This window comes from Rhizobium sp. R339 (assembly GCF_002211395.1).
Lineage (GTDB): Bacteria > Pseudomonadota > Alphaproteobacteria > Rhizobiales > Rhizobiaceae > Rhizobium.
The window spans coordinates 104,614-125,594 of the sequence record NZ_LOKV01000002.1 but is presented as its reverse complement, the minus strand read 5'-3'; the positions used below and the strand labels follow the sequence as shown (position 1 = coordinate 125,594).

General features: G+C 63.1%; 19 protein-coding genes and 1 pseudogene. 14 read left to right on the top strand and 6 right to left on the bottom strand.

Annotated elements, in window-relative coordinates; all coding sequences use genetic code 11:
* Positions 1–2: 2 nt before the first annotated feature.
* A complete protein-coding gene (locus ATY76_RS06130) occupies positions 3–1,493 on the bottom strand; it encodes a carnitine 3-dehydrogenase (protein ID WP_088673888.1) in 1,491 nt (496 codons plus the stop codon).
* Positions 1,494–1,500: 7 nt separating this feature from the next.
* Positions 1,501–2,403 (bottom strand): 3-keto-5-aminohexanoate cleavage protein, encoded by a 903-nt coding sequence (locus tag ATY76_RS06125; RefSeq protein WP_088673887.1) that lies wholly within the window; start codon positions 2,401–2,403, stop codon positions 1,501–1,503.
* A gap of 105 nt (positions 2,404–2,508) precedes the next feature.
* Between ATY76_RS06125 and ATY76_RS06120 the strand changes: the two genes are divergently transcribed.
* A complete protein-coding gene (locus ATY76_RS06120) occupies positions 2,509–3,498 on the top strand; it encodes a GlxA family transcriptional regulator (RefSeq protein ID WP_088673886.1) in 990 nt (329 codons plus the stop codon).
* Here the strand turns inward: ATY76_RS06120 and ATY76_RS06115 are convergent.
* The gene (locus ATY76_RS06115; protein ID WP_088673885.1) at positions 3,476–4,348 is read right to left on the bottom strand and encodes a LysR substrate-binding domain-containing protein; all 873 of its coding nucleotides are present in this window, start codon (positions 4,346–4,348) and stop codon (positions 3,476–3,478) included. The two genes, ATY76_RS06120 and ATY76_RS06115, sit on opposite strands and share 23 nt — an antisense overlap.
* A gap of 111 nt (positions 4,349–4,459) precedes the next feature.
* Between ATY76_RS06115 and ATY76_RS06110 the strand changes: the two genes are divergently transcribed.
* Positions 4,460–5,368: a DMT family transporter gene (locus ATY76_RS06110; RefSeq protein WP_088673884.1), complete on the top strand. Its 909-nt coding sequence runs from the start codon at positions 4,460–4,462 to the stop codon at positions 5,366–5,368.
* Between the two features lie 91 nt (positions 5,369–5,459).
* Here ATY76_RS06110 and ATY76_RS06105 read toward each other — a convergent pair whose 3' ends face one another.
* Positions 5,460–5,894, bottom strand: a complete 435-nt coding sequence (locus tag ATY76_RS06105) for a hypothetical protein (RefSeq protein WP_088673883.1) — start codon at positions 5,892–5,894, stop codon at positions 5,460–5,462.
* A 661-nt stretch (positions 5,895–6,555) separates the two neighbouring features.
* Between ATY76_RS06105 and fdhA the strand changes: the two genes are divergently transcribed.
* Positions 6,556–7,746 carry a formaldehyde dehydrogenase, glutathione-independent gene (gene fdhA, locus ATY76_RS06100; protein WP_088673997.1) on the top strand — a complete coding sequence of 397 codons (1,191 nt, stop codon included), beginning with the start codon at positions 6,556–6,558 and terminating at the stop codon, positions 7,744–7,746.
* A gap of 73 nt (positions 7,747–7,819) precedes the next feature.
* On the opposite strand, the gene ATY76_RS06095 is transcribed toward fdhA, so the two are convergent.
* Positions 7,820–8,623: a transporter substrate-binding domain-containing protein gene (locus tag ATY76_RS06095; protein WP_088673882.1), complete on the bottom strand. Its 804-nt coding sequence runs from the start codon at positions 8,621–8,623 to the stop codon at positions 7,820–7,822.
* A gap of 150 nt (positions 8,624–8,773) precedes the next feature.
* On the opposite strand from ATY76_RS06095, the gene ATY76_RS06090 reads away from it, so the two are divergent.
* Complete coding sequence (locus ATY76_RS06090) at positions 8,774–11,137, top strand: EAL domain-containing protein (RefSeq protein WP_088673881.1); 2,364 nt, start codon at positions 8,774–8,776, stop codon at positions 11,135–11,137.
* A 76-nt stretch (positions 11,138–11,213) separates the two neighbouring features.
* The gene (locus ATY76_RS06085; RefSeq protein WP_088673880.1) at positions 11,214–11,798 is read left to right on the top strand and encodes a cysteine hydrolase; all 585 of its coding nucleotides are present in this window, start codon (positions 11,214–11,216) and stop codon (positions 11,796–11,798) included.
* 21 nt (positions 11,799–11,819) lie between these two features.
* Here ATY76_RS06085 and ATY76_RS06080 read toward each other — a convergent pair whose 3' ends face one another.
* Positions 11,820–12,770 (bottom strand): helix-turn-helix domain-containing protein, encoded by a 951-nt coding sequence (locus tag ATY76_RS06080; protein ID WP_245309742.1) that lies wholly within the window; start codon positions 12,768–12,770, stop codon positions 11,820–11,822.
* A gap of 201 nt (positions 12,771–12,971) precedes the next feature.
* Between ATY76_RS06080 and ATY76_RS06075 the strand changes: the two are divergent.
* The 9 genes and pseudogenes from ATY76_RS06075 to ATY76_RS06035 all read left to right on the top strand — a co-directional run.
* A pseudogene (locus ATY76_RS06075) lies at positions 12,972–13,400 on the top strand (glycine betaine ABC transporter substrate-binding protein); the annotation flags it as partial.
* A gap of 74 nt (positions 13,401–13,474) precedes the next feature.
* Positions 13,475–15,511, top strand: a complete 2,037-nt coding sequence (locus ATY76_RS06070) for an FAD-dependent oxidoreductase (protein ID WP_141104991.1) — start codon at positions 13,475–13,477, stop codon at positions 15,509–15,511.
* A gap of 130 nt (positions 15,512–15,641) precedes the next feature.
* Positions 15,642–15,884, top strand: coding sequence for a hypothetical protein (locus ATY76_RS06065; RefSeq protein ID WP_088673877.1), 243 nt, complete (start codon positions 15,642–15,644; stop codon positions 15,882–15,884).
* A gap of 317 nt (positions 15,885–16,201) precedes the next feature.
* Positions 16,202–16,633 (top strand): acetyl-CoA carboxylase biotin carboxyl carrier protein subunit, encoded by a 432-nt coding sequence (locus ATY76_RS06060; RefSeq protein WP_088673876.1) that lies wholly within the window; start codon positions 16,202–16,204, stop codon positions 16,631–16,633.
* Entirely contained in the window at positions 16,633–18,027 is a 1,395-nt protein-coding gene (gene accC / locus ATY76_RS06055) for an acetyl-CoA carboxylase biotin carboxylase subunit (protein ID WP_088673875.1), read from the top strand. Before ATY76_RS06060 ends, accC begins: the two co-directional genes overlap by 1 nt.
* Positions 18,024–18,449, top strand: coding sequence for an acetyl-CoA carboxylase (locus ATY76_RS06050; RefSeq protein WP_088673874.1), 426 nt, complete (start codon positions 18,024–18,026; stop codon positions 18,447–18,449). The genes accC and ATY76_RS06050 overlap by 4 nt, the downstream gene beginning before the upstream one ends.
* On the top strand, positions 18,446–19,150 hold the full coding sequence (pxpB, locus tag ATY76_RS06045; RefSeq protein WP_088673873.1) for a 5-oxoprolinase subunit PxpB: 705 nt from the start codon (positions 18,446–18,448) through the stop codon (positions 19,148–19,150). The genes ATY76_RS06050 and pxpB overlap by 4 nt, the downstream gene beginning before the upstream one ends.
* On the top strand, positions 19,147–20,142 hold the full coding sequence (locus ATY76_RS06040) for a biotin-dependent carboxyltransferase family protein (RefSeq protein ID WP_088673872.1): 996 nt from the start codon (positions 19,147–19,149) through the stop codon (positions 20,140–20,142). The genes pxpB and ATY76_RS06040 overlap by 4 nt, the downstream gene beginning before the upstream one ends.
* Before the next feature lie 46 nt (positions 20,143–20,188).
* The gene (locus ATY76_RS06035; RefSeq protein ID WP_088673871.1) at positions 20,189–20,956 is read left to right on the top strand and encodes a 5-oxoprolinase subunit PxpA; all 768 of its coding nucleotides are present in this window, start codon (positions 20,189–20,191) and stop codon (positions 20,954–20,956) included.
* Positions 20,957–20,981: the final 25 nt, after the last annotated feature.

The following is a 20,981-nucleotide window of genomic DNA, read 5'->3' as shown; positions in this document are numbered from 1 at the left end:
CCTCACCGCCTCTGGCCGACGTGGCGGCCGGCGCCTTCGGGCAGCGCCAGTTCCGCATGGGCCGCGGCAATCGCCTTCACTCTGTCGAGCACCGCGGCCGGCGCCGCCACCGCCTTGCCCGCCTTGCTGTCGACATGCAGCAGCATCTGCTCGGCGGTTGCGATGACCTCGGCCGTCGCCGTGTCGTGCAGGGTGTGGAACACATGCAGCCGCTTCTCGTCGGCGCTCAGGATCTGGCAGGCCGAATGGATCGACTGCCCGAGTTTCGCCTCGCCGAGATGGCGGATATGGCTTTCCACCGTGTAATAGCTGTGCCCCGCCTCGACATAGGCAAGGTCGACGCCGACGAGACGCAGCAGCGCGTCTGATGTATCGCCGAAGACCTGGAGATAGCGGTGCTCGGTCATATGGCCGTTATAGTCGACCCAGGCCGGGCTCACCTTAGTTTCGACAAGTCGCAACGGCTGTGAAGGATCGGCGGGCATGGTCTCGCCTCCACCTTGCGCCCAAAGCGATTGCTCGAATTCCTTCAGCAGCTTGCCGGCGCCCCAGCCCTTGCCGCCGTCGCCGCCCTTTAGCGCCTGCAAGATGCCGACGAGATTTTCGTCGCGTATGCGCTCAAGCTGGCGGATCGAAAGGCCCGCCGCCTGTTCGTCGGATTGCCGGCCGATCTTTTCGATCAGCGCATCGTCGAGATCGACGACGTCGGTGAGCTTGGTCCAGGGCCAGGCAAGGCAGGGACCGAACTGGGCGAGGAAGTGGCGCATCCCGGCCTCGCCGCCGGCGATGCGGTAGGTCTGGAACAGACCCATCTGCGCCCAGCGCAGGCCGAAGGAATAGCGGATGACGTCGTCGAGCGTATCGACGGTGCAGATGTCGTCGTGGATGAGCCAGAGAGCCTCGCGCCAGAGCGCTTCGAGCAGCCGGTCGCCGACGAAGGCCTCGATCTCCTTGGCGATGTGGACGCCCTTCATGCCGATCGGCGCCAGCCTTTCGATCGCCGCCAGGATCGTCGCCGCCGAGGTTTTCTCACCGCCGACGATTTCGACGAGCGGCAGCAGATAGACGGGGTTATAGGGATGGGCGACGAAGAGGCGCTCCGGATGCTTCATGTCGCGCTGCAGGTCGCTCGGCAGCAGGCCCGAGGTGGAAGAGCCGATCAGGGCATCCGGGCGCGCAGCCGCATCGATCTCGGTCAGGACGCCGCGCTTGAGATCGAGCCTTTCCGGCACGCTTTCCTGGATCCAGTCGGCATCCGTGACGGCTTCCGCCAGCGTCGGGCAGAAGCGGAGCCTGCCCGGCGGCGGCAGCGGTGCGCCGGTCAGCATGGCATAGGCTCTTTCGGCATTGGCGATCACCTCGCCGACGATACGGCCTGCTTCCGGATGCGGGTCGAACACGTCGACATCGATGCCGGCGAGCAGGAAGCGGGCGATCCATCCGCCGCCGATGACGCCGCCGCCGATACAGGCCGCCTTGCTGATCTTGGTCATGATATCCTCAGCGTTTCGTCAGCTTCAGCTTCTTGCGCACATCTTCCGGTCCGATGATCCGCGCCCCCATGCCTTCCACCACCTGCACCGCCTTTTCGACGAGCTGCGCATTGGTGGCGAGCTGGCCCTTGCCGACGAAGAGGTTGTCTTCCAGGCCGACGCGCACGTTGCCGCCGGCCAGAACCGCCGCCGCCGGATAGGCCATGGCATTGCGGCCGATCGAGAAAGCCGAGAAGGTCCAACTCTGAGGCACATTGTTGACCATCGCCATGAAGGTGTTGAGGTCGTCGGGGGCGCCCCATGGAATGCCCATGCAGAGCTGGATCAGCACCGGGTCTTCGATCAGGCCTTCCTCGGCAAGCTGCTTGGCGAACCAGAGATGGCCGGTGTCGAAGGCCTCGATTTCCGGCCGCACGCCGAGATCCGTCATCTTCTTCGCCATCGCCCGCAGCATGGCCGGCGTGTTGGTCATGACATAGTCGCCGAGATTGAAGTTCATCGTGCCGCAGTCGAGCGTGCAGATCTCGGGCAGGCATTCGGCGACATGGCTGACGCGCTCGCTGGCGCCCGCCATATCGGTGCCTTTCGCATTGAGGGGGAGGGGGGTTTCAACGTCCCCGAAGATCAGATCCCCGCCCATGCCGGCCGTCAGATTGAGGACGACATCGATGTCAGCCGAGCGGATGCGGTCGGTGACCTCCCTGTAGAGATTGTTGCGGCGGCTCGCGGCCCCCGTTTCCGGATCGCGGACATGGCAGTGAACAACAGCCGCCCCAGCCTTGGCGGCGTCGATCGCGGACTCCGCGATCTGCTTGGGAGTGATGGGAACGTGGCTGGATTTGGAGACCGTATCGCCGGCGCCGGTAACGGCGCAGGTGATGAAGACATCACGGTTCATCGCTAGAGGCATGTTTTGTTCTCCCCGTCTTGTCGGGCATTACGCGACAGGACGAGCAGCAATGCTTTGCATTTTCGGAAGCCATCGATACATTATCGGAAACCTTGGGAGGCGGCCTTGCTGCAGCGATCGACGGAACGGCTCGATATCGACCTTCTCGTCCTGCCGGATACGAACCTAATCCTGATCGCATCGGTCATCGAGCCGCTGCGCGGCGCCAACCGCATCGCCGGCAGCGAACTCTATCGCTGGCGGCTGCTGACGCCGGACGGCGCGCCGGTGCCGACCACCAGCCACATCGCGATCCCGGCCGAAGGCACCTTCCAGGCGACGACCGACGACAGGCCGCTCTTTGTGCTGGCGAGTTACAACTGGCACCGCAGCGCGACGCCGGCACTCAAGATGCAGCTTTCCCAGGCCGCCCGCTACCGCAGGATCGTTGCCGGCATCGAGTCCGGCACGTGGCTGCTCGCCGAAGCAAGCCTGCTCGACGGACTGCGGGCGACTGTCCATTGGGAGGATTACGAGGATTTCGCGCTCGCCTATCCCGAGGTGAGGGCCGTCAAGGATCGTTTCGTCATTGACGGCAAGCGCCTGACGACATCGGGTTCACTCCCGACCGTGGACCTGATGCTGGAGGCGATCCGGCATCGGCAGGGTTATTCGCTGGCGCTCGAAGTCAGCCGGCTGTTCCGTTATGAGCAGCCTTCCTTCCACGCCGACGAAACGCTTTCGGCCGCTTCGGCGGGGCTGCGCGCGCACGATCCGCGCGTGACGCAGGCAGTGCATCTGATGGAGGAGCATATCGAGCAGCCCCTGATCCTTGCGCGGCTCGCCCGCAGGGTCGGCATCAGCGCCCGGCATCTGCAGGACCTCTTCCAGCAGAGCATCGGCGCGCCGCCGCATGTGCATTATCTCGCGCTGCGTCTGAACACGGCGCGCCGCAAGGTGATCGAGACGACGGCCTCCTTCGCCGACATCGCGGCGGCGACCGGCTTCAATTCGGCCTCGGCCTTTGCAAGAAGCTACCGGGCGAGTTTTTCGGAGAGCCCGTCGGAGACACGGCGCCGCTTGCGCCGCCGTATCATACCATCGGCGCCGACATAGGCTGGAATGCGTCCCGCAGCATCTCGGCGAGTTCCCGCACCGCTTCGCTGGAGCGGAAACTATTGCGGCGCAGAACGACCTTGGAGGAGTCAACCGGCGGAAAGCCATCCTCGGCCGTCAGTTCCCGGCAGCCGGGCGGAATGCTGCTGCGGGAAAGCGTGGTGACGGCAAGACCCGCGGTCACGGCATTTTTCAGCCCCGAACCGGTATCGGCGATGAAGGCGATCCGGTAGCTGCGGCCGATCTGCTCCAGCGACCGGAGCGCGAAGTCGCGCGACCAGGTGGAGTTGCGATAGGTCGCAACCGGCAAGGGATCGATGTCGTGCAGCCGATGCACCATCGACGTAACCCAGACGGTGGGATCGACGCAGAGAACTTCGCCCTTGTTCTGATCGCTCCAGTCGAAAACGACGGCCAGATCGAGTTCGTCCCGTTCCAGGGCGGCGAGGTTGCGGACGGTGTAGTCGCAGGACACGGTGACTTCGACCGCCGGATGGCGAACCGCGAAAGCCGCAAGTGCCGCCGGCAGCACCGTCTGGCTGTATTCCTCGGGAATTCCGATGCGCACCGGCCCGTCGAGCGGCTTGCTGCGGATCATCGCCGCCGCCTCGTTCAGGAGATCGATGACCCTGCGGGCATAGGGCACCAGCTGAATGCCTTGACGCGTGAGCAGCACGCCACGGGCGCCGCGCTCGAAGAGGCTTTCGCCGATCGCCGCCTCGAGCCTCTTGATCTGCGTGCTGACGGCAGATTGCGTCCGCCCGATGCGCTGGGCGGCCGCCGAAAAGTTCGACGTCTCGGCGACAACAAGGAAGGTTCTGAGAAGGTCGCTCTCGATCGGTTCTTGCATTGGAAGCCATAGAAAAAATCGATGATAGCTATCACTACTATTCGTTTGTCTAATGTCAATTGCTGGCGCAGAAATGGGCGGCGTTCGACTTCCTTCTTTGAGACTATCTGCGTGACCATTGAAAATCCGGCCAGACACCTCGCAGGCAGCGAGCACGAGAAGGGTGTGCTTCTCATCGTTGCCGCGACACTAGCCTGGAGTGCGAGTGGCGTTTACTCGCGGCTCCTCACCACCGACGTATGGACGGCGATCGCCTGGCGGTCGCTGTTCGGAGGCCTGTTCCTGCTGATCCCCTGCCTTTTCCTCGAAGGGGGCATCTCGCGGCGGCAATGGCGTTCCGTCTTTCATCCGTCCGGACTTGCGATGATCGCATGCCAGACCTTCAGTCAGGGATGCTTCATCGGGGCGCTCTACATGACCACCGTCGCCAATGTGACGATGATCTATGCGACGACGCCCTTCATTGCGGCTCTGTTCGGCTGGCTCATCCTCGGAGAGAGGGTTGCCAGGCGGACGATGATTGCCGGCGCCGTGTCCCTCTTCGGCGTCGGCGTCATCGTCGCCTCGTCGATCGGCGGCGGCACCGGCTGGGGCGATCTGCTGGCCCTCGGCATGACCGCATCCTTCGCGCTCGTCATCATCATTCCGCGTATCAGCCCCGGCGTGCCGAGCCTGCCGCCGACCGTCGTCAGCGCCTTTCTGACCTTGGTCATCTTCGCGCCGTTCGGTTCGGTCGGTTCGCTCGACCTGCACAACTGGATCGTGCTTGCCGCCTTCGGCGCCACCAATTTCTCCCTCGCACTGGTGCTCTTCCTCGCCGGCGCGAAGCGGATGCCGCCGGCGGAAGCCGCGCTGATCGGCACGATGGAAATCGTGCTGACGCCCTTCTGGGTCTGGCTGCTGTTTTCCGAAGCGCCGCCCATCGCCACCTATTTCGGCGGCGCGATTATCCTCGGCGCCGTATTCTGGCATACGGCGGTCGACTTCAACCGAGGCCGGCGGCGATCTTACGACGGCTAGTTAGCCCCACTGGCGCAACCGCATTCAGCTGAGCGGCCGCCGTTTCACGGCGAGCGCCAGCCTTCCAGCATCATGGCCCCCTCAGCCTCGGTTAGGCAAAGAACGCACGAAGCTGAGCGAAAAACCCGCTTGGTTTGGGATCCACGATCTTTCGCACGCGGCGAGCGACGGCCGCAGCGCTGACGCTTTCACCAAAATGGCAGAAGCAGACAAGCTCGTGCAACTGTTCGTCGCTGAGTTCGAAGAACCGTTTGGCTTCTCCATAGCTGTCATTTTCAATTCCTGCCGCCCGCAGGACGGGATCAGCGAACGCAACGGAGATCGGGGTATCGTTATCCCGCAAGGCCATCCGATCCGCGATCGGCTGATATTCCGTTTCGTGAAGCGTCTTGAGAAACGGTCTGGGGCTGCGTTCGAGACTTTCGGCCCACCGTTCGATGCGTTCACGCCGTGTCAGTTCAAGGCGCTTAAAGGTCGTGCTGACCTTAGCAACTGTTTTCAGCTGCTCCAGTGCGTACTGTTCCATTCCGGCCTCCTATCTTCAAGAAAAATAGATGGTCCGCTCCCAAAAGCAGCGTGGCTCAGGTCGCAGCCGATGTCCAATCACGATTGAAAACGGCGTCTGCTTCGCTCAAATCTTCTGAGATCATCCGGAAAACCGCCCTATTCCAGGGGCCAACTCGTTCCCCTGAGCGGCACGCTGCCGCGGATTTTCGACTGTCGTCTTTGAATTGCACCCATGTCGTTTTTTCGGGCGCTGTTTTCCGCCGGAAGTGGTTTCCTTGTGGTGTTCAAGGCGCCGCCTCGCGAGCTGGCGACATGAGCCATTGGGAGGCCGGTCCGATGCTGGCGCTGCCCGCAGCGGTTAGAACAACTGAGTCCTAGCAGATCGCCGGATGAGACATTCGGAAGGATATCGAGACGGATCGAAAGGAGGTTCTGGAGCCCGAACCAGCTCTCTGCGCAGCAGATCGACGATCGCGGCGGCGATGACGAGCGGACGACAGGCAAGACCTCGTGTTCACTTTCTCCCTCCATCCGATCGGTCAATCATGAATTCGAATATCGCCCGATGCGGCGATATCCGGCGTCGTGAATACCGGGCTGCAAAGGAGGGCCGCCCGGAGGAAGGGGTTGTCGCCGGCTATCGGCTGCAGCTCGAGGCATCAAACACATGGGAGGAATCCATGAGCAAGAATAGAGGCGTCGTCTATCTCCGGCCGGGCAAGGTCGAGGTCCGCGACATCGACGATCCGAAGCTGGAAGCGCCGGACGGCCGTCGCATCGAGCACGGCGTTATTCTGAAGGTGATATCGACCAATATCTGCGGTTCCGACCAGCACATGGTCCGCGGCCGCACGACGGCGATGCCGGGCCTGGTCCTCGGCCACGAAATCACCGGCGAGATCATCGAGAAGGGCGTCGACGTCGAGATGCTCGACATCGGCGATATCGTCTCGGTGCCCTTCAATGTCGCCTGCGGTCGCTGCCGCTGCTGCAAATCCCAGGATACCGGTGTCTGCCTGACGGTAAACCCGGCCCGCGCCGGCGGCGCCTACGGTTACGTCGACATGGGCGGCTGGATCGGCGGACAGGCGCGTTACGTCACCATTCCCTATGCCGACTTCAACCTGCTGAAAATCCCGGATCGGGACAAGGCAATGGCGAAGATCCGCGATCTCACCATGCTTTCCGACATCCTGCCGACCGGCTTCCATGGCGCGGTGCGCGCCGGCGTCGGGGTCGGCTCGACCGTCTATGTCGCGGGCGCCGGTCCCGTCGGCCTTGCCGCTGCGGCTTCGGCCCGCATCCTCGGCGCTGCGGTCGTCATGATCGGCGACTTCAACAAGGATCGTCTTGCCCATGCGGCCAAGGTCGGTTTCGAACCCATCGATCTCTCCAAGAGCGATCGTCTCGGCGACATGATCGCTGAGGTCGTCGGCAGCAACGAGGTGGACAGCGCCATCGACGCGGTCGGCTTCGAGGCGAGGGGCCATTCGGGCGGCGAACAGCCGGCGATCGTGCTCAACCAGATGATGGAGATCACCCGCGCCGCCGGTTCGATCGGCATTCCCGGCCTCTATGTGACCGAGGATCCCGGTGCCGTCGACAATGCCGCCAAGCACGGCAATCTCTCGCTTCGCTTCGGCCTCGGCTGGGCCAAGGCCCAGTCCTTCCACACCGGCCAGACGCCGGTGCTGAAATACAATCGCCAGCTCATGCAGGCGATTCTCCATGACCGGCTGCCGATCGCCGATATCGTCAACGCCAAGGTCATCCCGCTTGACGAGGCCGTCCAGGGCTATGAGAGCTTCGACCATGGAGCGGCGACGAAATTCGTCCTCGATCCACATGGCGACGTCGCAAAGGCCGCATAACGATCGGACCGAAACGGAGATGGCCGGACGAACCGGCCATCTCACGGCAATCGCATGAAAATTCGGCTGGCGGCTATTGGATGCTGAACGGGAAATACTTCGCGTTGATCATGTCATAGGTCCCGTCTTCCTTGATCGCCTTCAAGGCCGCGTTCAGGCGCGAAAGGCGTTCGCCGTCATCCAGGCGCACGGCAATCCCGGCGCCCTCGCCGAAATAGGTGACGTCGGCCAGATCCGGGCCCTTGAACTCGCAGCAGCTTCCCGCCTTCGTGTTGGCGATCCAGTCGTAGATGGCGAGCTTGTCTTCCAGGATGATATCGACGCTGCCGTCCGCCAGCCCCTTGTACAGTTCCGGGGAAGACCGGAAAACCGTCTTCTTCATGTCGGGATATAGATGATTGGCGTAGGACTCCTGCGCCGTCGACGAGGTCACGCCGAGATTTTTGTCATGCAGGGCGGCCGGGCTGACATCGCTGATTGCAGAATCCTTGCGGACGATGAATACCGACGGGCTGGTGTAATATTTTTCGGTGAAGGCAACCTTCTGGCGGCGCTCCAGGCTCATCGACATGGATGAGATGATCGCATCGTATTTCTTGCCGACGAGATCGGGAATCATGTCGTCCCACTTCTCGATGATAAACTTGCATTCGAATTTGCCGGTTTCGCACAGCGCATTGGCAATATCGATGTCGAAGCCCTGAAGCTTATTGTTGGCGTCGAGGTAGTTGAAGGGCGGAAACGCGCCTTCGACGGCAATGCGCATCGGCGCGGAATCCTGCGCAGCGGCCTCTAGCGGCAAGATCGCGGCCAAGACGGCGCCGACGCTCGCCATCAGTGTTGCGCGCAATGTGGTCTGGATGGATCTGCGCATCATTGTCCGGGCTCCCTGGGACATAGTCGATCTTTCCCAATAGTGAGCATTAGCCTTTAATTCTACGTGAACGCTTCTTTGTTAGCGTCTGCGACAGCGTTAATTTTGTTTTGGTGATTGCGCCCTGGTCTAGCGGTGTTTTGGGGTCTGCGTTTGCACATCGTCCTTCCCTCCAGCTCCAATACGTTTCAGCAATCCTGGATCGCCTCGGGAAGAATTCTCTTTCTGATCGCCATCAGCGGATTGGGAGCGATCGGGCTCGTCGTTCTCTCGGCGCTCTGGGCGGGCAAGGAGAGCGATGCTGCAGCGCTCGATCGCCAGCGCCAGCTCGTGAATGCGCGCCTGCGGGAACAGGTCGATCAGGTCGCCCACGTTATCGGCCAGTTCGGCAACGGCTACCTCGCCCGTGTCTATCCCGCATCCCAGGCAGCAGGCGTTTCCTCCAGCCTCGATGCGGTTCTCTCGGCAGCAGCCGGCAGCGCGATCAGTCAAACCGCGATGTCCGCCTTTGGCTACGACCAGGCCTTCGTCGTCGATGAGAAGGCTCAGCTGGTCATGCTGACCGACGCCGCAACGGAAAAGCGCTACCGCTGGATGAGGCCTCTCTTCCTGCCTCTCCTCAAAGATGCCCGCCTGACGACAGACCAAGGCGTTGTCTTCAGCGAACGAACACCATCATCGCTGGAAAGCCGCCGTGCGAGCATGATCAATCTCAACCATGCACTCGCCAATCTGATGCGGCTGGAGGGCCGTCCGACCATCGTCGGCATCGTCGGCATCAACGACACTCCTCAGGGGCAACGGCAGCCCGCACGGCAATTTCTGATCGTCGTGCGGTTTCTCGACGGGGCGGCACTGGACGAATTGAGCCGGCAGCAGGGCCTCAACGGCGCCCGCTTCGCGCGCACGGCCGATCCCGACGAGGACGAAGTGGCGTTTCAGATCGATGCGACGGCAAACGGCGAACCGATCGGCTTCATCGTGTGGCGGCCCGACCTTCCAGGTTCGAGAGTGATCGGCCGATTGATGCCGGCGCTTTCAATTGCCGCCCTGGTGATCGCAGTTCTGCTCTCGGTCCTGCTCGTGCGGCTGCGAAACAGTCTCGGCGAGCTGAAGAAAAGCGAGCTCCATGCAAGGCAGCTTGCGCTGCATGATGTGCTGACCGGCCTTCCCAATCGCGCCTTGTTCGCGATGCGGTTCGAGGAGTGCCTGGCGCAAATGCGCACTTCCTCCGAGCGCTCGGCGGTCGCGCTTCTCGATCTCGACCGGTTCAAAGCCGTCAACGACACATTCGGCCATGCCGCCGGCGATGAACTCATCAGGGTGGCGGCGGACCGGATCCGCTCCGTGCTTCGTCCCGGCGATACGCTTGCCCGGCTTGGCGGAGACGAATTCGCCGTGCTTCTGCGCAACATCCGGGGCGATGAAAAAATTCTGCCGGCAATCTGCCAGGCGATCGTGGCCGAACTCGGCAAACCCTTCCCGCTGCTGAACGGCGAAGCGGTCGCACGCGTCGGCGGCTCGATCGGCGTCACCATCGTGCCGGATGCCGGACGGAATGCCGACGATATCATGCGTTATGCCGACGTCGCGCTCTACGAGGCCAAGATGGGCGGGAGAGGTCAATGGCGCATCTACTCGTCGTCGATGGACGGCGGCAGAAATGCGCGCGACATTCTGAAGAACGAATTGCGGGAGGTGCTGGCCATCGGCACTGCCGCCTCCGCCAACCGCTCCCTGCCCGATCTGAACAGGCCGGACTTCGGATCGCTCGAAGTCTACTATCAGGCGGTCCACCGCGCCGAGACGGGATTCAAGGCGTCGGGGGCGGAAGCCCTCGTGCGCTGGCGTCACAGCCAGCGCGGATTGTTGACACCTGCCAGCTTCATCCCTGCGGCAGAAGAGGGCGGCCTCATCGACGCGCTTGGCTTCTGGGTCCTGCGCGAAGCCTGCAATGCCGCCCGCAGCTGGCCCGAAGACACTTTCGTCGCGGTCAACGTCTCTCCCTCTCAGCTGAGACGGCCGAATTTCGCCGAGGAGGTGTTCGCCGTGCTTGACGAGATCGGGCTGTCGCCGTCGCGGCTCGAACTCGAGCTCACCGAGTCCTCGCTCATCGAGGATAATTCGGAAATTTACACCGTGCTGAAGTCGCTGCGCAGCCGAGGCGTCCAGATTTCGCTCGATGATTTCGGGACCGGCTATTCCTGCCTCAGCCATCTGATGCGCTTCGATATCGACCGGATCAAGATCGATCGTTCCTTCGTATCGATGCTCGGCACGAAAGCCAATGGGGCTGCCATCATCGGCGCCATCGTCGCGCTCAGCCGCAACCTCGCCATCTCGACGACGGCCGAAGGGGTCGAAACCGAATATCAACGCGATTTCCTCGCCGCCCTCGGCTGCACCGACCTGCAGGGCTACTTCTTCTCCAAGCCGGTTCCCCTTCACGAACTGGATTGTTTCCGGCCAGCCAACGGCGCGGGATCACCTCCCATCGCTTCGGAAGCCATTGCCTGAAGGACTTTCGACCTCGTCCCGATCGGGAACTTTCACTCCGGACGACGGTTAGCGCCGAAGGTCAATGGAGAATGACATGGGCGAGATCGGGGAGTGGCGCCACCTCTGCGTCGACATGCAGCGGATGTTTTCCGAAGACACGCCGTGGCACGTTCCCTGGATGGCGCGGGTCTGTCCCCAGATCGAGGAACTTGCCGGCCGGCACCCGTCCCGGACGATCTTCACCCGCTTCGTGCCGCCCGAGCGCGCCGACGAGATGCCGGGAAAATGGCGGGACTACTACCGGAAATGGTGGATGATGACCGGCGAGCATCTGCCGCGCGGTCTCGTCGATCTGGCGTCTTCACTGGCCTCGCTCGTTCCGCCGGCAAGACACTTCGACAAGCGCACCTATTCCCCGTGGATCGACGGTCGTCTTCATCAGGTCCTCCAGTCGGAGCGGGTCGATACCCTTGTCATCACCGGCGGTGAAACAGATGTCTGCGTGCTCGCCACGACGCTCGGCGCCATCGATCTCGGTTATCGCGTCATCGTGCTGAAGGACGCCGTCTGCAGCAGCGCCGACGACACCTATGACGCATCGCTGGAACTTCTGCACGATCGGTTCTCCGTGCAGCTCGAACTCATGGAGACGGAAGAATTTCTACGCGGCCTCGGCTGAAGCCGGCCTAAAAACGGCCAGTCAGCGCACTCCCAGTTCACGATGCGATCTGCGCAATTTTGCCGGTGTCACGTGATAGGCGCGCTTGAACCAGTTCACCAGATGGGCGCAATCCGTGAAGCCGCACTCGTAGGCGATCTGGGCGATGGACCTATCGCTGTTGAGCACCATCCACTTCGCCGCTTTCAGGCGCATCTGGCGCCAATATTCGCCGGGAGCGACCTGCAGATGCTTCCGGAAAAGCCGGGAAAGCTCGCGTTCCGATGTCCCGACGCTCGCAGCGATCTCGGCGACCGAACAAAGCTCATACATCTTCTGCCGCATCAGGCCGATCGCATTAGTGACACGACGGTCCGCGCACTTCATGCCGAGATCCGGCTCCTCGACGGCTTCCTCCCTGTCGAAGCCATGATCGCCGAGAAGGTAGTGAAACGCCTTGTGCGCACGGGACTCCCCGCAGGCGTTGGACACCAGATACATTGCGAGCTTTATCGAAGCCAGTCCGCCCGGACAGGTGATGACGTTTCCGTCGACCACGACCGGCCGGTCGGTGATCGGCGTGACGTCAGGAAAGGTCTGCCGCAACAGCCCGGCCAGGGTGAAATGGACCGCGCATCCTTTTCCGGCGAGCAGGCCGGCCTCGGCCAGCACGAAGCTTCCCGAGCAGTTGCCGGCCACCGGCACGCCTTGGCGCGCAGCCGCCGTGACGAAGTCGTAGAGCTCAGGCGGGATCTTATGATCGGCATGGAGGATGCCGCCGTGGACAACGATGAAGTCGTAGTCGCGCGGGTCGCCATATGTCCGGCCCGGCGTCAGTTCCAGGCCGCAACTCGACCGCACCGGATCGAGATTGTGCGACAGCAGCTCCCAGTCACAATAGATCCGCCGGCTGAAGTCGCCTTCGTCACCTGCCAGCCGAAGAAAGTCCGTGAAGCAGGCAAGCGGCATCAGCGTGAAATTCGGCGTCGCCACGATCCCCACCCTGAGCGGTGAGGTTACATCGGGCGGCGGCTTGCTTGGCCCCGATTGAGAGTAGTCGCGCTGCAAACGAAGGTCCTCCGGGCCATCGAATTTGTCCTAAACGTACAATACCGCGGCGGCCAAGACAAATACGATCGGTGTGCATGGGGAGGCGAAGCGCCGAAGTGAGGAAACCGGCGTTCCGCCCGCCCAGCCGATGGAGCCATGGCGCGAGCCTATGAGCGCAAGGAGGGATGGATGGGCTATTATTGGTCGCCGACCGCGCTGCTTGGGAAATATTCGATGGTTCGCCTGGACGCCGGCGTCCCGCACGACATGGCGGAGTGGAAGCGCTGCAACACCGTCTCCGATTGTACCGATCCCAGGAAGAACGAGTGGCCGAAGGACCACGTCGTGACGCTCGTCTCGCAGCGGCTCGCGGAAAGCGGCAACACCGGGGTGGTCGATTACCTCAGCAAGAGGTCATGGAACAATCAGACCGTCAGTTCGGTCATGGCCTGGATGACCGATACCCAGGCGGGCGGCGAAGATGGCGCATTGCACTTCTTCAAGGAGCATCCCGAGATCTGGAAATCGTGGCTGAGTGCCGACGTGGCGAAGAAAATTACGGCCGCCCTCTGAATTCCCGGTGCGCGGGCCTCATAGGCCTGCGCATTCGCACGACAGGCAAGCCGTGAACCCCCACAGGATTCGACATGACAAGCTCCTTTCCGAAGACCTTCGCCCCAATCACGCTGGCGGGCCATACGCTGCGCAACAGGATCGTATTCGGCGCCCACACGGCAAATATGTCCGTCAATGGACTGCCCGGTGATCAGACGATCGCCTATTATGTCGAGCGGGCGATCGGCGGTGCAGCCATGATCGTCGTCGAACCGATGCCCGTGCACCCGGCCACCGTGCTGACGCGCGGTAATTTTCGGACATCTGATGACTCCGTCATTCCCGCCTTCCGGCGGCTGACCGACAGCGTGAAGCAGCATGGGGCAGTCGTCCTCCAGCAACTCTACCATGTCGGAAGCCATGGAGATTCCGACCTTTCGTTTCATGCGCACTGGTCGCCTTCGGGAGGGCCGAGCTACCACGATAGCGACGGCTCGCATGCGATGACGGAGGACGAGATCGAGGAAACGATCGAAGCCTTCGTCAAGGCGGCGTTGCGCTGCCAGGCGGCCGGTTTTGACGGCGTGGAGGTCTGGGCTGCCTATGGCGGTCTGCTCGACCAGTTCTGGACGCCCTTCTACAATCGCCGCGACGATCGCTGGGGCGGGAGTCTCGAGAACCGGACGAGGTTCTCTAGGGAAGTCCTCAGCCGCATCCGGCATGCCTGCGGCCCCGGCTTCATCATCGGGCTGACCGTCAGCGACGAGCCCGGCTGTCCGACCGCCTTGAACCGCGACCAGTTGACGGAGATCGTCGCCGGCCTCGATGGCGAGAGACTGATCGACTACGTAACCTGCGGCTCGGGCGGATATTTCGACTATGGCAGCCTGATGCCGACCTTTCTCTATCCGGAGCGGCTGGGTGCCGAGCTGTCGGCACGCCTGAAGAAGGTCGTGACGCATGCGCTGGTCACGGCGGAAAGCCATATCCGGACACCCGAAAACGCCGAAATCACGCTCGGGGAGGGGGCGGCGGACCTGGTTTCCATTGTCCGCGGCCAGATCGCCGACCCGCATCTCGCCAACAAGGCGCGTCTGGGAACGCCCGAGGATATCAGGGGCTGTCTTTCCTGCAACCAGATGTGCTGGGGCCGCCGGTCGCGCGACTATTGGATCAGCTGTCTGATCAATCCTTCGGTCGGGCGCGAAGCGGAATGGGGAGGCGACCGGTTCGAGCCCGTCGAAAATCCGCAATTCGTCCTGGTGGTCGGGGGAGGGCCGGCCGGCTTGGAAGCGGCTCGCGTGGCAGCCGAAAGAGGCCATCGCGTCGTGCTGGCGGAAGCCTCGGACCGGCTTGGCGGCGCTTTCCGCCTTGCCGGCGAGCAGCCGCGGCGAGCGCAGATACTGGACCTCATTCGCTGGTACGAGATCCGCTTCGAAAAACTCGGCGTCGAGGTCCGCTTCAATACCTATATCGAGGGAAGCGACGTCGCTGCCATCGGGGCCGACATGGTGATCCTGGCGACCGGATCGCTGCCGCAGGATTCCGGCTTCCAGAAGGCCATGCCCGATCGACCGGCGCTCGCCGGGATCGAGCGCGGAAACGTCTTTTCCGCCGAAAGTGTCATGGCGCGTCAGGCAAGGCTCGGCAAACGCGTCATCCTCTTGGACGAAACCGGCGGCTGGAAGGGCTGCGGCACGGCCTGGAAACTCGCCGAGCAGGGACACGAGGTCGTTCTGGTGACGCCGGATGCGCTCGTCGGAAAGGAACTCCAGCGCACCTCCGCCGACGTTCCGCTGCGGCGCACCCTCAGCATGCTCGGTGTCGAATTCCGGACGGAGGCCAGCATAGAAAGCTGGCAGGGAACATCCGCGATCCTCGTCTCCCACCTGACGGGAAAGCGCGAGACGATCGACGCCGACAGCCTCGTCTTCTCCACGACCAATGCCGCCGCCAACTGGCTCGCCCTGGAACTGGTGGAACTCGGCATTCCCTTTGTCGAGATCGGCGACGGCGTAGCGCCAAGACAGGCTCCCTATGCATTTTACGAGGGCCGGCGGGCCGGAATGGCGATCGGCGTCGAGAAAGAGGTGCGAAGCGGGCAGGCGCTGGAAATTTCCGTGGCATAACGTTATCCGAGGACGACCGCCGGCGCGCGGTCGTCTTGTGCAGGACGGCGCAACTCAATAGGAAGGCGGGATCCGGTCCAGAGAAGATACGGGACCGGGCCTAATACTATTGATTTTGAAGGAGAATATATTGCGCCGGGCCATTCAATTGCTGCTGACCGTCGTCATTGCATTCGCCGTGATCATCGGCTTCCGCTGGTACCGCTATGTCACCAATGTGGAAAGCCCGTATGATGAAGTCGGCATCGAGTTGAACAGCCGGATGCCCGGCCCGATCAACGCATGGGGATGCGCCACCCTTCATGCGACATTTGCCGGCGCCCTGCCGCCCTATGGCTGCCAGGATAGCGCCGATGCGGGCAAGTGGCGGTAAGCCCGAGACCCGTTACATCCTCAAAGCCGCGCGGTGAATTCCGGATTGGCCGCGCGGCATACGACATCCGATCGGCATAAGCGACGGCATTCGTGGCGTGGCCATTGAAGCCGCCGACCGCGCTCAGACGAATGAAGGACCGGATGCCTTCGGGCGTTTTCAGCACGCCCATTTCTTCTTCGCGCCGTGACCTCCACCCGTCCATCAAAAGTTCGTCTGACCCCATCAGCCGACGCATCGTGCTACGAAAATCATAACGCCGGGCGATTTGAAACCTCAGGTCTGCGCGGTGGAATTTTGAAATTCCGAGCACGCACATGGACCTCTCGAAGATCAAGACGCTGATCGACTTTGTCGGCCGATCGAACATTACCGAGCTGACCGTGACGGAAAAGGACGTGACGGTTCGGATTTTCAGAACGTCTCCGGGGCAGGAGGCCGTGGCCGCGCTCCCCCAAGAAGCAGGATCGACGGACAGCCTTGTTCCCGATGCGCCTTCGAGCCTCGCGCACACCTCCCATGCGGTAAAGGCACCGGTTTTCGGCGTTCTGCACCGGGCGCCGGCGCCCGGGGAGCCGCCATTCGTCGCGATCGGCGACGAGGTGGAGGAGGGGCAGACGCTCTTCATCATCGAGGCGATGAAGGTCTTCAACAAGATCGCCGCGCCGCGGGCCGGACGCATCACGCGCCTGATCGAAATCGACGGCGGCGAGATCGAGACCGGCGAGTTACTGGCGGAGATTGCCTGATGCCGGAAATCTCTAAACAAGCCGCCGCTGCCGGACGCCGGTTCGATACCGTGCTGATCGCCAATCGCGGCGAGATCGCCGCCCGGATAGAGCGCGCCTGCCGCGACCTCGGCCTGAAGACGGTCGCCATCTGCTCCGAGGCGGACAGGCAGGCGCCTTATATCAGGACCGCAGACGGTTTTCTCTGCATCGGCCCGTCGGCTGCGGGCAAGAGCTATCTCAATCAGGATGCGATCCTTCTCGCGGCGCGCCTCACCGGCGCGGGCGCCATCCATCCCGGTTACGGCTTTCTGTCGGAGAACGCCGCATTCGCAGACGCGGTCGAAAAGGCCGGGCTGGTCTTCATCGGCCCCACGTCTTCGTCGATCGCGACCATGGGCGACAAGATCGCGGCCAAGCGGGCGATGATGGCGGCCGGCGTCCCCTGCGTCCCCGGTCCCGATACCGCGCTGCCTGACGATCCGGCGTTGGTCGAGCGCATTGCGCTGGAAATCGGCTATCCGGTCATCGTCAAGGCGTCTGGTGGCGGCGGCGGGCGCGGCATGCGCGTCGTGCCGGAAGCCGGCCAGCTGCAGGAAGCTATCGCGCTGACGCGGGAAGAGGCGCGCAAGGCCTTCGGCTCGCCCTCGCTCTACATGGAGAAATTCCTGGAGCATCCCCGCCACATCGAGATACAGGTTCTTTGCGACGATCACGGCAATGCCGTGTGGCTGGGGCATCGGGACTGCTCCATGCAGCGCCGCCATCAAAAGGTGGTGGAGGAAGCACCGGCGCCGGGAATCGCGCCCGATGTCATCCAGCCGGTCGGCATGGCATGCGTCGAGGCCTGCCGCCAGGTCGGCTACCGGGGCGTCGGAACCTTCGAATTCCTCTATGAAAACGGCGCTTTCTATTTCATCGAAATGAACACGCGGCTCCAGGTCGAGCATCCCGTCACCGAGATGACGAGCGGGCTCGATATCGTCCAGGCGCAGATCAAGGCGGCCCAGGGGGAGATTCTGGATCTCGCCCAGGACGATGTGGCGTGCGAGGGCCATTCCTTCGAATGCCGCATCAATGCCGAAGATCCCGAAACCTTCCTGCCGTCGGCGGGTGTCATCAGCCATCTGGCCTTGCCCCAGGGGCCGGGCATCCGCGTCGATACGCATATCCATGCCGGCTATAAGGTTCCGCCCTATTACGACTCGCTGATCGCCAAGCTGATCGTGCATGCGCCGACGCGGGCGAAAGCCATGGCCAGGATGTGCGAAGCGCTTGCCGGCACGGAGATCGAGGGGATCGCCACCAATCTTCCCTTCCTCAAGGCCCTGTTCGAGGACCACGCTTTCGCGCGCGGCGAGACGGATATCCATTATCTCGAGCAATGGCTGAAACTGCGGAGGGCGGCGGCATGAGCGCGATCGACTTCAGCGATCCCACCACCATCGCATCCCTGACCGAGGCGCTGACGGCCGCTGGCGTGGACGGGCTGGAAATCTCCCACCCAGACGGACAGCTGCGCATCCTCATCTCAGGGGAGGGCGGCGCCCGGATCAGCGCGACGGACGCAACGCCGCGCGCTCCAGGCTCCGCACCTGTCGTCGTCAAGGCGCCGATAGCAGGACATTTCTGCGTCGAACATCCCGCAGCCTCCGCCGCGGCTCACACTCTGCCGCGCTCCGTATCCGATGCCGATATCCTCGGCTTCATCAGGATAGGCCATGTGCTGCTTCCCCTTCGCGCCGGCCGCTCCGGTGTTTTGACCAAGCTGCTTGCCGAGCCAGGCGCGCTGATCGGCTTCGGTGATCCTCTGTTCGAAATCGAGTTCTCATCATGATCGTCACGACGAACAGGCATGCGCAACGCGAGATCGTTCCAGCCACCCAAGCCCGGGCGCGGGTTTCCGCAATCGGTGCCAAGGCCTTCCTGCTCGAAGCGCCAGGCGATTTCGATCTTGCCGCGCAGCGGCGGATCTGGGCCCTGTCCCGGACCGTCAAGGGATGGGCGGAGCTTGCCGAGGATATTCCCGGGATGACCAACCTGCTGGTGATCTTCAAGGAGACGCCGGAGGATCCCGATGCGGCGGTCGCCCGCCTGCTTGAGGCATGGGAGAATGCGCAGAGCATCGATCTCGAAGGCAAGACCATCGAAATTCCCGTCCACTACGGCGGCGAACATGCAACAGATCTTCCCGCCCTTTGCGATCTCTCGGGCCTCACCGATCGCGAGGTCGTGCGCATCCATCACGAGGCAACCTACCGTGTTTTCGCCTTGGGCAGCGCGCCCGGTTTCGGCTATCTGCACGGCCTCGACCCGCGCATCTATATGCCGCGAAAGACCGTGCCCTCGCTGAAGATGGCCAAGGGCTGCGTGACCATCGGCGGCATGCAGACCGGCGTCGCCATGCTGACCGGTCCCAACGGCTGGAATTCCATCGGTTTTGCCACGCTTGAGATGTTCGACCCCGCCTCGCCGAACCCTGCCATGATGGCGCCGGGAGATACGGTGCGGTTCTTGCCGGCAAGGATCGAACTATGATCGAGATCCTGGAAAGTGGCCCTTTCAACACGGTACAGGATCTGGGGCGGCCCGGTTATCGCGACATCGGCGTATCGGCGAGCGGCGCGATGGATCCGCTCGCGGTCCGGATCGGCAATATTCTCGTCGGCAATGACGAGAATGCGGCCGTGATCGAGGTGCAGACCTTCCCGTTCCGCCTGTGTTTCGAGCGGCGCACCGTCTTTGCCGTGACCGGCGCCGACGGCAATCCTCGTCTCGACGGATCGGAATTACTGCCCTGGTGCGCCCATGTCGCCGAAGCCGGACAGGTTCTCGAATTGAAGCAGCCGCCGCGGCTGGCGCGCTCCTATGTCTCGTTCGGCGGCGGGCTGGATATCCCTGTCGTCATGGGCTCGCGCAGCACGTCGCTGCGCGGCGGCTTCGGCGGCAATTCCGGCCGGCCGCTGGCGAAGGACGACCGGCTCACCGTCGGCGAGGATCTGGAGATTGCCATGCTGCCGGCCACGGGCCTTGCCGTTATCGAGCCGGCCGTGGCACTGCGCGAGGTCTTCCCGGCTCCCGTCGACGGCGTGCTGCCGATCCGCGCGCTGCCGGCCGGCGAGCACGATCTTTTCGCGGCAGACGGCGAAGCCTTCTGGAGCCAGACCTGGCGGATTTCCTCGCGCAGCGACCGGACCGGCTACCGCCTGTCCGGCGAGCCGATCACGCCGACCGCATCGATCGAGATGCGCTCCCACGGCGTCGTGCCCGGGGTGATTCAGGTGCCGCCCGGCGGCGAACCCATCGTGCAGATGAGCGATGCGAATACCGCCGGCGGATATCCGAAGATCGCCGGCGTGATCGAATGTGATCTCTGGCGGCTCGGCCAGGCCCGCATCGGCGCCCGCCTGAAATTCGTCCGCTCGACGCATGCGGAAGCGCGCGCGGTCGAACAGGCTGTCGGCCGTTATGTCGAGGATGTCAGGCAGACGTCGCAAATAGTCAAACGCGCGCTGAAGGCGATGGCCTGATGTGGGCATGCGAGAAAGAGCCCGAGGCCGACAGAAGGAGGAACTCATGAAAATCGATCTGAATTCCGACATGGGCGAAGGATTTGGCCCCTACCGGCTCTGCGACGACGAGGCGATGATGAAGATCGTCTCCTCGGCCAACATCGCCTGCGGCTTTCACGGCGGCGACCCCGATACGATGGGGCGCATGGTGCGGCTGGCAAAACAGAATGGCGTCGGCATCGGCGCGCATCCCGGCCTGCCCGACCGACTGGGCTTCGGCCGGCGCGAAATGCCATTTTCGGCGGACGAGCTTCGCCAGCAGATGCTCTACCAGCTTGGCGCCTTGATGGCGATTGCCAGAGCCGAGCGGGTCGCCGTCTCCCATATCAGCTTCCATGCCGCCATGGGCAATATGGTCAACCGCGATCCTGTTCTCGCCGACCTGATGATGGATGCGATCGCGACCGTTGACGCCAATCTCGTCGTCTTCGTCACCTCGGGCAGCGAGATTGAGCAGGCCGCGAAGCGCGCGCGTCTGAAGACGCTGGCGCTTTTCCTTGCGGACCGGGCCTATGACGCCGACGGCAAGCTCGTCGCGCGCGGGCTGCCGGGCGCCGTCATCAAGGACGAAGCCGCGGTGCGCGCGCGGGTGCGAAAATTCCTCCTCGACGGCAGCGTCGAGACCATCGACGGCGCCGTGATCGCCATGCCGGCGCGCTCCATTCTCGTCCATAGCGACACGCCGGGCGCCCTCGAGCTTGCCGGCATCGTGCGCGGCGAGATCGAAGCTACCGGCGCCACGCTCGCTCCCGCCGCCGAACTCGCAGAATGAATGCAATCCCGATCGCCTGCAGGCG